This window comes from Halonotius terrestris (assembly GCF_006861665.1).
Lineage (GTDB): Archaea > Halobacteriota > Halobacteria > Halobacteriales > Haloferacaceae > Halonotius > Halonotius terrestris.
Genome location: NZ_RKLU01000001.1, coordinates 527199 through 540888, shown reverse-complemented (window position 1 = coordinate 540888; position 13690 = coordinate 527199). Strand labels below are relative to the sequence as shown.

General features: G+C 65.0%; 11 protein-coding genes and 1 pseudogene (2 of these 12 only partly in view). 10 read left to right on the top strand and 2 right to left on the bottom strand.

The window, feature by feature from the left end; genetic code table 11:
* Positions 1–2974, bottom strand: a pseudogene (locus EGH24_RS02885) (DNA polymerase II large subunit) (it extends 579 nt beyond the left edge of the window).
* Between the two features lie 122 nt (positions 2975–3096).
* Positions 3097–3516 (bottom strand): PPC domain-containing DNA-binding protein, encoded by a 420-nt coding sequence (locus tag EGH24_RS02880; protein WP_142978660.1) that lies wholly within the window; start codon positions 3514–3516, stop codon positions 3097–3099.
* A 105-nt stretch (positions 3517–3621) separates the two neighbouring features.
* Between EGH24_RS02880 and EGH24_RS02875 the strand changes: the two genes are divergently transcribed.
* The 10 genes from EGH24_RS02875 to EGH24_RS02830 all read left to right on the top strand — a co-directional run.
* Positions 3622–4755, top strand: coding sequence for a M20 family metallopeptidase (locus EGH24_RS02875; RefSeq protein ID WP_142978659.1), 1134 nt, complete (start codon positions 3622–3624; stop codon positions 4753–4755).
* 80 nt (positions 4756–4835) lie between these two features.
* Positions 4836–6353 (top strand): carboxypeptidase M32, encoded by a 1518-nt coding sequence (locus tag EGH24_RS02870; RefSeq protein WP_142978658.1) that lies wholly within the window; start codon positions 4836–4838, stop codon positions 6351–6353.
* Positions 6354–6459: 106 nt separating this feature from the next.
* On the top strand, positions 6460–6792 hold the full coding sequence (gene ahaH / locus EGH24_RS02865; protein ID WP_142978657.1) for an ATP synthase archaeal subunit H: 333 nt from the start codon (positions 6460–6462) through the stop codon (positions 6790–6792).
* Positions 6779–9019 carry a V-type ATP synthase subunit I gene (locus EGH24_RS02860; RefSeq protein WP_142978656.1) on the top strand — a complete coding sequence of 747 codons (2241 nt, stop codon included), beginning with the start codon at positions 6779–6781 and terminating at the stop codon, positions 9017–9019. Before ahaH ends, EGH24_RS02860 begins: the two co-directional genes overlap by 14 nt.
* A gap of 267 nt (positions 9020–9286) precedes the next feature.
* Positions 9287–9550 carry a F0F1 ATP synthase subunit C gene (locus EGH24_RS02855; RefSeq protein ID WP_142978655.1) on the top strand — a complete coding sequence of 88 codons (264 nt, stop codon included), beginning with the start codon at positions 9287–9289 and terminating at the stop codon, positions 9548–9550.
* A 20-nt stretch (positions 9551–9570) separates the two neighbouring features.
* Positions 9571–10152: a V-type ATP synthase subunit E gene (locus tag EGH24_RS02850; protein WP_142978654.1), complete on the top strand. Its 582-nt coding sequence runs from the start codon at positions 9571–9573 to the stop codon at positions 10150–10152.
* The gene (locus EGH24_RS02845; RefSeq protein ID WP_142978653.1) at positions 10149–11222 is read left to right on the top strand and encodes a V-type ATP synthase subunit C; all 1074 of its coding nucleotides are present in this window, start codon (positions 10149–10151) and stop codon (positions 11220–11222) included. Before EGH24_RS02850 ends, EGH24_RS02845 begins: the two co-directional genes overlap by 4 nt.
* Positions 11219–11542, top strand: a complete 324-nt coding sequence (locus EGH24_RS02840; RefSeq protein ID WP_142978652.1) for a V-type ATP synthase subunit F — start codon at positions 11219–11221, stop codon at positions 11540–11542. The genes EGH24_RS02845 and EGH24_RS02840 overlap by 4 nt, the downstream gene beginning before the upstream one ends.
* A gap of 2 nt (positions 11543–11544) precedes the next feature.
* A complete protein-coding gene (locus tag EGH24_RS02835; RefSeq protein ID WP_142978651.1) occupies positions 11545–13302 on the top strand; it encodes a V-type ATP synthase subunit A in 1758 nt (585 codons plus the stop codon).
* Positions 13302–13690, top strand: partial view of a V-type ATP synthase subunit B gene (locus EGH24_RS02830; RefSeq protein WP_142978650.1) — the beginning only. 1027 nt of this gene lie beyond the right edge of the window; only the first 389 of its 1416 coding nucleotides appear in the window; its start codon is at positions 13302–13304; its stop codon lies beyond the right edge, outside the window. Before EGH24_RS02835 ends, EGH24_RS02830 begins: the two co-directional genes overlap by 1 nt.

Below are 13690 nucleotides of genomic sequence, written 5' to 3'. Positions count from 1 at the left end.
GACGATNTCCATGTTGTGNGCCTCGTCGTCGATCTCNGNNGGATCGACCCGCGAGGACATGACCAGTGGGGCGTCCATCCGGCCGCCGCGTTTGTCCGGCAGGAACTGTCGGCTAAAGTTCAAAAGACCATCCATGAGCAGCATCACGCAGTCCTCGTCACCATCGCAGTTNCGNCGTTTCGCGGCGTGAAANTACGGATGNGCNTANCCGACNGCGGCNNNNGTNAATCCNANNACNCGNCCGACGACCGCGGCGGAGGTGTGGGGCGCCATCCCGAAGACGAGTTCGCCGACGAGCTCCTCGCGCTCNTCGANNTCGTAGAANGCNNNCAGGCCGTAGNACCGCTCNANGAGGTCGTCGACGAAGTCGGCCGTCTTGATCATATGTTCGGCCGCGCCATCGGAGAGGACGATGTCTTGGACCTTGAGTTCGACCAACTGATCATCGTGCCGCAGCGGGTCGCCGTCGATGTCGGTCTCGTAGCCGAGGCCACGGAAATGGTCAGCCGTCACATCGAGTTCTTCGGGTTTAACTGCCGTGACCGGGAGGTCGGTCATATCGTAGCGGACGGTGCCGTCTTTGAACGAGGAGACGCCGTGTTTCGCCCGGAGAATCCCCTTTTCCATCGGTTCGGGCGTTTTGTTCGCCGACGACAGGCCTTTCACGCCTTTCAGGATCCCGAAGTTACCCTCGCGTTCGTTGATCGCGTCAAGGGCGTCGTGGTACTCGGTTTGGAGATCGACAGTCGCCCAGCCGGCGGCGTCGACCTCGCGGCCGCAACTCGGGCATTCGACCCGGCCGGCTTCGTCGGGTTCGCAGACGATCTCGCAGTCCTCGCATTCGTAGTGCGGTTCGGTGTGACTGCCGCAGTCCGGACACTGGGATTTGAACGTCTCGGCGTCGCAGTCGGGACAGCGTCGCTGGCCGATTTGCATGTTGTGGACGCCGCGGCGACCCTGTTCGTCCATCGTCGTCGCGGCCTTACCCACATCGCGCTGATTGCCGCCGGCTTCGGTGATCGGGAACAGCGTGTGAACCGCCGGCGAGAGGTCCCGTTTTTCGGATTTCTCCGGCCGGCCCATCCGCGCGCCGATTCGGGTCGGCGCGCGCTCCCGGATTTCGAAGGGCGCGACCTCATTGACCGCGTTGATCGCGTTGTCGCCGCCGGCCCATTCGCGGGCCGCCGTCGAGAGCCCGTCCCACGGTTTCGTCAGGTCGTCCTCAAGACCGAGCGACAGCGCGAGCGGTTTCCAGTCGGGAATCTCGATGGTTGCCTCGCGTTGGTGGTGGCCGACGAGCAGCGTTTCCAGCGTTTTCCGAATCGACTCGGTACGCTCGACGACGAGGCAGCTATCCTCCGTTTCGGCGTCGGCGACAGCGTCGGCCAACTCCTCGAAGTCGGCAACCGAGATATCGTGCCAGAGGTAGGTGTAGTTCGGGTGCAGCGGACAGTCGTACTCGGTCGCCCACTCGATGGCCTCGGCAGCCGAGGGATCGTCGAGGTCGACTCGCGGGGTATCCCGATAGGCCTGCACGTCCGCGCCGGCGTCGTCGAACTCTTGGACCCACCACTCGGGCGCGTACGCGGCGGGCGCGAGCGGGTGATTGTTCTCGACGAACTCGCCGTAGTTGACGAGGTACTCGCCGAGATCGAGGATTTTCTCGACGCCGTTGCGGAGTTCGAGTGCCTCCTCGGGGTCGTCGATCCGCCGGACCTCGCCGGTCGCCAACCGGACGGTCGGTCCCTCGATGGAATCGACGGGAATGATGCCGGCGGCTTTGCCCGGCCGCTCGGTTTTGATTTGGGTGCCCGTCGCCAGAAAATCGTCGATGATGTGCATCGTCGCCGGGTGGACGCCCGCGGTCGCAAAGCCGAGGTTCCGCGCCCGGCCGTAGCGGAGGCGGAAGCCGCCGGCCTCGGAGGGATGGCCGAAGACGGGCCGGCCGGCGATCAGATCGAGCAGGTACTTTGATTTCGGTTCGACACGCGGCGGGCCAGCGGGAGCGTCCCCGGCGGGGTCGTCGGTGTCGCTATCGGCGTCGCCAGCGTCGTCAGCGTCGCTGTCGTCGGCACCCTCCTCGCCATCATCGTCGTCCTCGTCGTCCGCGTCGGCTGCGTCGTCGCTGTCTTTGCCGATAGTGCCGTCGATCAGGTCTTGCAGCCACGGCCACTCGACCTCGTCGAGTTGGCGGGTGTAGCGTTGGATCTTCGGGGCCTTCAGAGCGATCCCTTCGGCCATCACGAGACACATCCCACCNCGNGCNGANTTNGTGTCNACNCGCTCGAGGTCGCGGAAGCCGGACACCTCCTCGTCGCCCGTCGCCTCGCCGTCGAGCATGATCGGCATNATGCTCGGCGATGAACTTCGTCTCCTTGTCCTTNGGCGNGTACTGNAGTCCNGTCTCCTTGTCGTAGAGGTTGACCTCCTCGACGTAGCGTTCGATCTCGTCGTCCCGACCTTTGTACTCTGCGAGGCCGAGGATGCTGCGCGTATAGTCGGCGACCAGCACTGAGAGGGCTTGGGCGGTCCCGCCCGCCGANCGGATCGGNCCGGCGTAGTANACGTTGACGAACTCNGTNCCGTCGTCGTTNGNNAGCAGCTCGACGCGGTCGATCCCCTCGATCGGGGCGGCGACGACCCCCTCGGTGAGCAGCGCGACCGCGGTNCGGACCGCNCCCTCGATCTTNCCNGCNNNGNNNTCGTAGTCGCCGACNNNNCCCTCGNCGAAGTCNNTGNCGAGNTCNAGNGCNGCCTCCTCGCGGGNCATCTCNCCNTCNAGTTCGCGGACGCGCTCGGCGACNCCNNNNATNCCGAGGATGTTCTCGACNCGGTCGGCCATGTCCTTNGCGANCGGGATNTCNACCTCGGTCTCGGGGTCCTTCCCTTGGCTCTTGGCGCGCTCGGCGACGGCCATCGCGTCGTCGAGGCCGGATTCGAGGCGGTCGAAATACTGCTCGTCCTCGGGGCGCATCGGCGTGCGATTAGACGCACCGGCCTCGCGGCTCTCGCCGTCAGCAGGCGCAGCGTCGCTGTCGGCCGCGCCGCTCTCCGTGGCGTCGATGTCGCCGTCCCCGTCCGGATCGCTCGTTTCGCTCACAGCCAGAGATCCAGTGCGATCGTCTCGTCGTATTCGCGCGTGAGCGGTTCTTCGAAGGCCCGGAAGTAGAGTTCGCCCGCGAAGACCGTCGCCGTGTTGATGTGGCCCGCGAGTGCCTGCCCGCTGTCCCGCGAAAGCACGGCGTGGGTGTGAGCGAACAGCTCGCCGTCGAGCAGGCCGACGTTGCCGACGCAGGCGGCGACCTCCAGCGGTTCGTCGAACTCGACGGACTGGTACTCGCCGGCGTCCTGATCGTAAAACCAGACTTCGGCGTCCTCGACCGAGCCGATGGCGGTAAACCAGCCGGCCTCGGCGTCAACGTCGGCAGCGAGGGATTCGATCTCGGCCCGCCAGTCCGCTCCGGTGTCGAGTCGGGCGACGTACTCGCCGGTGACGGTGACCTCGCGGTAGTTCATGGAGTCACAATCGGCACTGGAGGGCAAAAAGGTTCAGTTGTGGTGGCTGCGGTGTTGCTGCCGACTTGCCACCGGGCTTTTGGTGCGGCCCACCTGTTTCCAGCCATGAGCCGTGAGGCAGTCGTCTCGCTAACCCGATCGCTCGTCGAAATTCCGAGCCACGAGGACGAAACCGCCGCCGGCGATTTTATCGCAGACTGGGTCCGCACGGAGACCGACGCGGCCGTCACCCGCGACGACGCGGGCAACGTGATCGCGCGCAGATCAGCCGACGACGAAACCGATGCAGTCGGCAACGCCTCCGACGCGGACTCCCTCGCGCTCGTCGGCCACCACGACGTGGTGCCGCCGGCCGACGAGCAGACCGACGACGACGGCAGCTATCGCATCGAGCAGCGCGACGGCCGCCTCCACGGCCGCGGCACCGCCGACATGAAGGGCGCGCTGGCCGCCGCAATGCTCGCGTTTCGAGATGCTGATCCCACGGTCGCCCCTGCGACCGACCTCGTGTTTGCGAGCTTTGTCGGCGAGGAGCAGGGCGGGATCGGCGCGCAGGCGGCCATCGACGACGGTTTCGCGCCCGACCGCGCGGTCGTCGTCGAGGGGTCGACAGGCTACTCCGCGCCCGGCGTGACCGACGTCGCGGTCGCTCACAAGGGTCGCCGCGGCAGCACGCTGCTCGCCAGCGGGACCGCTGGCCACGCCAGCCGGCCCGACGACGCCGAGAACGCGGTCTACCGCGCTTGCGACGCGGTCGATATCGTCCGCTCGCTCGACGCACCCGAAACGACGGTCCTCGGCAACGATCTCTCGGGCAGCGTCGCTGTCACCGAAATCGACGGCGGCTCGGCGTGGAACGTGATTCCCGAGTCTTGTTCCGTGACGATCGACGAACGCACCGTCCCGGGCGAGCGCGTCCCGCTGGGTGAGACCGAATCAATCGCGGGCGTCGAGTGGCGCGTCGATCAGGACTTGCCGCCGATGGCCTGCGGCGACGCCGCGTTTGCCGACCGCGTGTTGGCGGCGGCCGACGCGGCACAGGCCGATGCACCCGAACACGTCGTCAAACCACACGCAACCGACGCGGGCTGGCTGGCCGCCGCCGGGACCGACTGCGTCGTCGTCGGCGCGGCCGAACCGGGCGAGGCCCACACCGCGACCGAGAGCGTCTCGATCGATGTCCTCGAACGCTGTTATGAGATCTACCGTCGCGTTGCCGACGCCGACCACGGCGAGTAGTCCGTCGCCAGCGACTCCCACCAGCGGCTCTCGGGTCCCACCGCCAGTGCGTTGATACCCCCGTAGCCGTAACTCGGGGTATGGCAACGAACGCGGAAACCGCGGACGCGCCGGACGCGTATGCCGAGCTTTTGGACGAGATCAAGCGATACCACGCCGTCGAGAGCGCGAGCAGCGTCCTCTCGTGGGATCAACAGGTGATGATGCCTGAAGGCGGGACACCCGCTCGCTCAAAACAGCTTTCGACGCTGTCGTCGCTGTCGCACGAACTGCTCGTCGACGGCGACATCGGCGACCACCTCGATACCCTTGAGGACGAATCACTAACCGACGAGCAAGCCGCGGTCGTCCGCGAGGTGCGCCGACAGTACGTCCGCGCCGAGCGCGTCCCACGCGATCTCGTCGAGGAGATCTCGACGGCGACCTCCGAAGCCCTCGGCGCGTGGGAGTCCGCCCGCGAGAACGACGATTTTGCCGAGTTCGCGCCGCACCTCGAAACATTGGTCGATCTCAAACGCCAGTACGCCGAGCACATCGACTCCGACGCCGACCCCTACGCCGTCCTGTTCGCCGACTACGAACCCTGCCTCCCGCTGTCGAAAGCCGAATCCATTCTCGATGAACTCCGCGAGACGCTGGTCCCGTTGATCGAGGACATCCGCGCCAGCGACGCCGACATCGCTACCGACGCCTTCGAGGGTACCTACGATACCAACACCCAAGAGTCGCTGTCGCGTGACGTGCTGGAACTGCTGAATTACGATTTCGACCGCGGCCGACTCGACACCTCGACCCATCCCTTTACTTCGGGCAATCAGTTCGACTGCCGCGTCACGACGCGGTTCGACGAAACCGATCCGCTGGGATCGTTGCTCCCGACGGTCCACGAGTTCGGCCACGCCTACTACGTGTTGGGCCTGCCCGACGACGCCTTCGGCACGCCGCTGGGTGATGATCGGGACCTCTCGGTCCACGAATCCCAATCGCGGCTCTGGGAGAATCACGTCGGCCGCTCAGAGGCGTTTTGGGACCTTCTGCTGCCGGAGTTTCAGGACGCTTTCCCGCAGGCGGCGGACCTCTCGGTGCGTGAGGCCTACGAGGCGGCCAATCAGGTCTACGACGAGAACCCGATCCGCGTTGAGGCCGACGAGCTCACCTACCACCTCCACATTGTCGTCCGCTTCGAGATCGAACGCGAGTTGATCGGCGGCGACCTCGCCGTCGAGGACGTGCCCGCGCGGTGGAACGAACTCTACGAGGAGTACCTCGGCATCACCCCGCCCTCGGACGCGATGGGCTGTCTGCAGGATATCCACTGGAGTCACGGTTCGTTCGGTTACTTCCCGACGTACTCGCTGGGCAGCGTGATGGCCGCCCANCTCTACGCCGCTGCCGACGACGCCATCGACGACCTCGACGAGACGATCCGCGCCGGCGACTTCGAGCCGCTTGGTTCGTGGCTTCGAGAGAACATCCACCAGCACGGCCAGCGGTACGAGACGGGCGAACTCGTCGAGCGGGCGACCGGCGAGCCGTTCAGTGCTGACGCCTTTACCGACTATGTGACCGAAAAATACGGCGAACTCTACGATCTCTGAACAGCGGCCGGCTCAATTCTCGGTGGACCGCCGAACCCCTCGATTCCCCGAAGCGTTCCGCAAACACCTTATACGCAGATGCTGCAATTTCGGATGATTAGTGAGTATGCCGAGACAAGAGGTTCTCAACGAGATCAAAGCGGCCGAGGACGACGCCGAGGAGATCGTCGCCGAGGCCGAAGCCGACGCCGAGGAGCGCATCGCCGAGGCTCGATCCGAGGCCGACGAGATCCGCACGACGGCCGAGGAAGAGGCCGAACAGGACGCGGCCGACCGACTGGAGGCGGCCCGCGAGGAGATCGACGCCCGCCGTGAGGAAATCCTCGAAGAGGGCGAGGCAGCCCGTGACGAACTCGTCGAGGAGGCCCAAGACCGGATCGACGAGGCCGTCGAGCTCGCCATCGACCGCTTCGAGGAGGCCGTGAATGCTCAGACCTGAGCGGATGAGCAAGGTCTCGGTGACGGGATCGAAACGCGTCATCGACGACGTCATCGAGGCTGTCCACTCGCTGAACCTGCTGGACCTGTCGGACTACGACGGCTCCTGGGAAGGGTTCGAGGGCGGCCGCTCGCTGGAGAGCGCGGAGGAGACGAACGAACAGCTCGTCACGGTTCGCGCACTCGAAAGCACGCTCGGGATCGAGGACGACGACGCCGGCCAGACCCGGATCGTCGACCGCGACGAACTCGACGCCGAGCTGCCGGAGCTCCGCGAGCGCATCAACGACCTCGACGACCAGCGCAGCGAGCTCGAAACGCAGCTCCGTGAGATCGATGAGGAGATCGAGGCCGTCGAACCCTTTGCTGAACTCGGGTTAGACCTCGACCTGCTCGCTGGCTACGACTCGCTGGCCGTCCTCGTCGGCCAGGGCGACGCCGACGCGATCGCCGCGGAACTCGACGACGAGGAAACGATCAACCGCTTCGAGATCTTTTCGGGCGGCGACACGCAGGCGATCTTCGCCCAGCCCGCCGAGGGCTACGACGCAGAAAGCGAACTCATCGCCGACGCGCTTGTCGGTGTTGAGTTCACGACGCTGTCGGTGCCCGAGGCTGAGGACTCCCCCGAGGCGTACGTCGCCGACCTCGAAAGCCAGCGGGAAACGCTCGAAGCCGAACTCAGTGAAGTCGAAGCTGAGTTGGAGACAGTCAAAGCCGAGTCGGCTGGCTTCCTGCTCGCGGCTGAGGAGTACCTCGCCATCGAGGCCCAAAAGAAGGAGGCCCCGCTGTCGTTTGCGACGACGACCAACGCCTTCGTCGCCGAGGGTTGGATTCCGACCGCCCGCTACGACGAACTGGCGGCCACCCTTGAGGCGGATGTCGACGGGCCGGTCGATGTCGACGAGATCGAACGCGCCGAATTCAAGTCCAGCGGCGAGGCTCACGTCGAGGAACACGCTGCCGACGCTGACGCCGCTGAGGCCGAGGCCGCGACCGACGGCGGCGAAGTCGTCGCCGACGGCAGCGGCACGGTCACAATGGACGACGACGATCCGCCGATCATCCAGAGCAACCCCGGCATCGTCAAACCGTTTGAAGTGCTCATTGAGGCCGTCAGCCGGCCGAAATACAACGAGTTCGATCCGACGATCATCCTCTTCCTAACGTTCCCGGCCTTCTTCGGGTTCATGATCGGTGATCTCGGCTACGGGCTCATCTACATGGGGATCGGCTACTACCTCTACAGTAGTTTCGACAGTGCCGGCTTCCGGAGCATGGGCGGCGTCACGATCGCCGCCGGGTTCTTTACGGCTGTCTTCGGTATTCTCTACGGCGAGTTGTTCGGCTTACACGTGATCGCGTCGTACTTCTGGGAGGGTGTCGTCGGCCTTGCCCACGCCCCGATCGAGAAGGGGCTCTCGCCGGCCGGTGCCGACTGGGCCCGCGGCTGGCTCGTCGTCAGCGTCCTCATCGGGATCATCCACCTCAACATCGCGTGGATCCTCGGCTTCATCGAGGATTTCCAGATCCACGATCTGAAACACGCGATCTACGAGAACGGCTCGTGGATCCTGATGATGAACGGCCTGTGGGTATGGGTCTTCAGCGACGCCGTCCGCGGTGTCGTCCCCGAGTTCATCTACACGACGTTTGCCAGCGGCGGCGTGTTACCGCTCGGCTTCAGCGGCTTCCCGGCGATGTCGATCGTCGGCCCGATCACGGTGCCGCTGTTGGTGTTCTTCGTCGGCCTGATTCTGCTGATCCTCGGCGAACCCATCGAGGCCGTCGAGTTCCTGAACGTGCTGGTGAACGTGCTGTCGTACACCCGACTCGCTGCGGTCCTGCTCGCCAAGGCGGGGATGGCCTTCACGGTCAATCTCCTGTTCTTTGGCGTGTGGGTCACCGAAACGAGCCACGGCGCGGAGTGGCACTTCGGCCTCGCGCACTCCCCCGCCTACTACCTCGAAAAGGGCGTCTACGAGGGCGAAACCGTCACCAACGTGTTGTTCCCGGGGCTCGTTCACGGCGAAGCCGCCTCGCTGCTCATCGGGATCCTCGTCTTGATCCTCGGCCACATCCTCGTCCTCGCGCTTGGCGTGACGAGTGCCGGCCTGCAGGCGGTGCGTCTCGANTACGTNGAGTTCTTCGGGAAGTTCTNCGANGGNGGCGGTCGNGANTACNNGCCGTTCGGCTACGANCGGNCGTACACGACCAGCGACGAGTAGCTGACACTCCCACCGCGTTTTTATTCGGCTTGTCTCGGTTTCCGTCGGTTCCGTTTTCGACCGCCGAGCGACAGCCCTGTTTTCGTCGACGGCGCGCCGGTAATCAGTGCCGGTATCGACTGTGAACCGCTCCCACAGAATTCGGTCGAAATCGCCGTCTACGGCCGTTCCAACCAGCGGGTTTGGGAAGCTTTATGCCCACGGTAAAACCAACAACCAACTGTTCGGCGACAAGCCAACGCAACCAGAGCGGACGAGACACAATACATGAGTTTGGAACTTGCATCAGAGCTCGGTAACGTTGTACTGCAGACTGGACAATCCGGCGGCCCGGCACTCAGCCCGTCGGCGGCTGCCGCCCTCGGTGTTGGCCTCGCGGCCTTCGGTGCCGGCTACGCGGAACGCGGGATCGGCGCGGCCGCAGTCGGCGCGATGGCCGAAAACGAGGATCTGTTCGTCAGAGGCCTGATTCTGACTGTCCTGCCCGAGACGCTCGTGATCCTCGCACTCGTCGCGATCTTCCTCGTCTAACGCGGCGTTCCTTTCAACCAATGAGTTTGGAACACGTCGTAGACGACATCAAAGACGAAGCCCGCGCGCGTGCAGAGGAGATTCGTGCGGACGCCGAGGAGGAAGCCGAGGCCATTATCGACGAGGCCGAGGCCGACGCCGAGGCGATCAAAGACGAGCGCGCTGCCGAGGTCGAGAGTCAGATCGACCAAGAGCGCGAACAGGCACTGTCGAGTGCGAAACTCGAAGCCAAACAGCAGCGGCTCGAAGCCCGTCGTGACGTGCTCGCGGACGTCCGCGAGGACGTCGAGGCCGCCCTCACTGAGCTGTCGGGTGACCGCCGCGAATCGCTCACCCGAACGCTCATCGAGAACGCCGCGACGGAGTTCGACGACGAGGCGACCGTCAGCGTCTACGGGCGGAGCGACGATCAGGCACTCATCGAGGAGCTCCTGACCGACTACGACGGGTTCAGCTTCGGCGGCGAACGCGACTGTCTCGGCGGCGTCGTCGTCGAGAGCGACACCTCTCGCGTGCGGGTGAACAACACCTTCGACTCGGTTCTCAATACCGTCTGGGACGAGAACCTGAAGGAACTCTCGGACCACCTCTTCGAGCAATGAGCACACCCGGAACGAACGCACCGTCCGGCTCGCCTGGCAGCTCGAACCCCGAGTACGTCACGGCTCGCGTGCGGGCCCGCCGCGGCGCGCTGTTCGACGACGACGAGTACAGCAAGCTCGTCCGGATGAGCCCCGCGGAGATCGCCCGTTACATGGAGGAATCCGAGTACGAACAGGAGATCAACGACCTCGGGAGCCGCCACAGCGGCGTCGACCTCATCGAGTACGCGCTGAACCGCAATCTCTCGCGACACTTCGACGCCCTGCTCGGCTTCGCTGAGGGCCAACTGTACGATCTCATCGCCCGCTACCTCCGGAAGTTCGACGCTTGGAACGTCAAAACGGTGTTCCGCGGCGTCTACACCGACGCCGACAGCGAGGCCATCGAGACCGACATGATCCGCGCCGGCGAGTTCGACGACGCGTTGATCAACCGCCTGCTTGAGGCCGGCACCGTCGAAGACGTCGTGACCGTCCTCGACGGCACGATGTTCGCCGACGGGCTCGAAGCCGCCTTTGAGGACTTCCAGGAGACCGACACGCTGGTGCCGCTGGAGAACGCCGTCGACCGCGCGTTCTACGAACAGCTGCTCGGCAACCTCCCCAGCGGGGAGGCCATCGACCTCTACCGGGAGTTCCTCGAAGCCGAGATCGACTTCCGGAACGTCCGCAACGCCCTGCGGCTCGCCCGCAGCGGCGCGGACATCGACCCCGGCGAGTACTTCATCGACGGCGGGCGGCTGTTTTCGGCCAGCGAGATGTCGACACTCGTCGAAAACACCGACGAACTCGTGTCGCGGATCCGTGAGTCCACGTACGGCGAGAAACTCTCGGAACCGCTCGACGAGCTGGAGGCCGCCGACAGCCTCATCGACTTCGAGCGTGCCCTAGAGGGAGTACTGCTGCGGTACTCCAAACAGCTCGGGAACGTGCATCCGCTGTCGATCTGCCCCGTTGTGGCCTACATCTTGATGAAGGAGCGGGAAGTAACCAACATCCGTGCCATCGCTCGCGGCCGCGAGGCCGGACTGAGCGAGACGGCCATCGAACAGGAGTTGGTGATCCTATGAGTCAGGAGATCGCGGTCATCGGCAGCCCGGATTTCACCACCGGGTTCCGGCTGGCGGGCGTCCGGAAGTTCGAAAACGTCCCCGACGACGAGAAGGACGACGCGCTTGACGACGCCGTCGAGCGCGTCCTCGACGACGAGGACGTCGGTATCATCGTCATGTACGACGACGATCTCGATCATCTGTCCCGCGGGACGCGGAAAGCCGTCGAAACCAGCGTCGAGCCCACGCTCGTCACCCTCGGTGGCGGCGCGGGCAGCGGCGACCTTCGCGGACAGATCAAACGCGCCATCGGCATCGATCTGATGGAGGACGACTAACAATGAGTCAAGCAACCCAACAGGACGCCGAAACCGGCGTCATCGAAAGCGTCAGTGGGCCGGTTGTCACCGCCCGCGATCTCGACGCCCGGATGAACGACGTNGTCTACGTNGGCNACGANGGNCTGATGGGCGANGTCATCGAAATCGAAGGGAACATCACCACCATCCAGGTGTACGAGGAGACGTCGGACGTCTCGCCGGGCGAACCGGTCGAGAACACNGGCGANCCGCTNTCNGTNGACCTCGGNCCNGGNATGNTGGACGCCATCTACGATGGCACCCAACGCCCGCTCGACGTGCTGGAAGAGAAGATGAACAGTGCGTTCCTCGACCGTGGGGTCGACGCCCCCGGGATCGACCTTGAGAAGGAATGGGAGTTCCTGCCCGAGGTCGAAGAGGGCGACGAGGTATCCGCCGGCGACGTGGTCGGTATCGTCGAGGAAACGGTCACCATCGACCACAAGGTCATGGTGCCGCCGGACTACGAGGGCGGCGAGGTCGTCAGCGTCGAATCCGGCGACTACACCGTCACCGACACGGTCGTCGAACTCGACAACGGCGAAGAGATCACGATGCACCAGGAGTGGCCGGTGCGNNNGCCNCGNCCGNCCGNNNAGAAGNNNACGCCGACGACGCCGCTCGTCTCCGGCCAGCGCATCCTCGACGGGCTGTTCCCCATCGCGAAGGGCGGGACGGCCGCGATTCCGGGGCCGTTCGGCTCGGGGAAGACCGTCACCCAGCACCAGCTCGCCAAGTGGGCCGACGCGGACATCGTCGTCTACGTCGGCTGTGGCGAGCGCGGCAACGAGATGACGGAGGTCATCGAGGACTTCCCGGAACTGGAGGACCCGGTGACGGGGAACCCGCTGATGAGCCGGACGTGTCTCATCGCGAACACCTCGAATATGCCCGTCGCGGCCCGCGAGTCCTGCGTGTACACGGGGATCACCATCGCGGAGTACTACCGCGACATGGGGTACGACGTGGCGCTGATGGCCGACTCCACCTCGCGGTGGGCGGAGGCCATGCGGGAGATCTCCTCGCGGCTGGAGGAGATGCCCGGCGAGGAGGGCTACCCGGCCTACCTNGCNGCNCGGCTCNNNNAGTTCTACGAGCGNGCCGGCNNNTTCNAGAACACCAACGGGACGACCGGCTCGGTGTCGGTCATCGGCGCGGTCNNNCCGCCNGGNGGCGACTTCTCCGAGCCNGTNACGCAGAANACNCTNCGNATCGTNAANACGTTCTGGGCNCTCGACGCTGACCTCGCCGAACGGCGTCACTTCCCGTCGATCAACTGGAACGAGTCCTACTCGCTGTATCAGGACCAGCTCGACCCGTGGTTCNANGAGAACGTCNCNGAGGACTGGNCCGAGNNNCGNCAGTGGGCCNTCGACNNNCTCGACGAGGAGANCGANCTNCAGGANATCGTTCAGCTCGTCGGCAAGGACGCCCTGCCGGACGACCAGCAGTTGACCCTTGAGATCGCCCGCTACCTGCGGGAGGCCTACCTGCAGCAGAACGCGTTCCACCCGACGGATACGTTCTGCCCGCCGGAGAAGACCCACCTCATCCTCACGACGATCAAGACGTACAACGACGAAGCCTTCGAGGCACTCGACGCCGGCGTGCCGGTCGAGGACCTCGTCTCGCTTGACTCCACGCCGCGGATCAACCGGATCGGCGTCCAGGAGGATTACGAGGAGTTCATCGAGGAACTCAAAGAGGAGATCACTGAGGAACTGCGGGGGATGTACTAATGAAAGAGTACCAAACCATCAACGAGATCAGCGGACCGCTCGTCTACGCCGAAGTCGACGAGCCGATCGGCTACGACGAGATCGTCGAGATCGAGACCGACGACGGACGCACGCTCCGCGGCCAGGTGCTGGAGTCCAGCGACGGCCTCGTGGCGATTCAGGTCTTCGAGGGCACCAGCGGGATCGACCGCAAGGCCTCCGTGCGCTTCCTCGGCGAGACGCTCAAGATGCCCGTCACCGAGGATCTACTCGGCCGGGTCATGGACGGGACGGGCCAGCCGATCGACGGCGGCCCCGAGATCGTCCCCGAGTCCCGCGAGGACATTATCGGGTCGGCGATCAACCCCTNNNCACGNGAGTACCCCGAGGAGTTCATCCAGACGGGCGT

What these genes read in the sequence shown, in the direction of transcription:
- EGH24_RS02880 (WP_142978660.1), bottom strand. Translation starts at nt 3,516, where the DNA reads ATGAACTACCGCGAGGTCACCGTCACCGGCGAGTACGTCGCCCGACTC.
- EGH24_RS02875 (WP_142978659.1), top strand. Translation starts at nt 3,622, where the DNA reads ATGAGCCGTGAGGCAGTCGTCTCGCTAACCCGATCGCTCGTCGAAATT.
- ahaH (WP_142978657.1), top strand. Translation starts at nt 6,460, where the DNA reads ATGCCGAGACAAGAGGTTCTCAACGAGATCAAAGCGGCCGAGGACGAC.
- EGH24_RS02855 (WP_142978655.1), top strand. Translation starts at nt 9,287, where the DNA reads ATGAGTTTGGAACTTGCATCAGAGCTCGGTAACGTTGTACTGCAGACT.
- EGH24_RS02850 (WP_142978654.1), top strand. Translation starts at nt 9,571, where the DNA reads ATGAGTTTGGAACACGTCGTAGACGACATCAAAGACGAAGCCCGCGCG.
- EGH24_RS02845 (WP_142978653.1), top strand. Translation starts at nt 10,149, where the DNA reads ATGAGCACACCCGGAACGAACGCACCGTCCGGCTCGCCTGGCAGCTCG.
- EGH24_RS02840 (WP_142978652.1), top strand. Translation starts at nt 11,219, where the DNA reads ATGAGTCAGGAGATCGCGGTCATCGGCAGCCCGGATTTCACCACCGGG.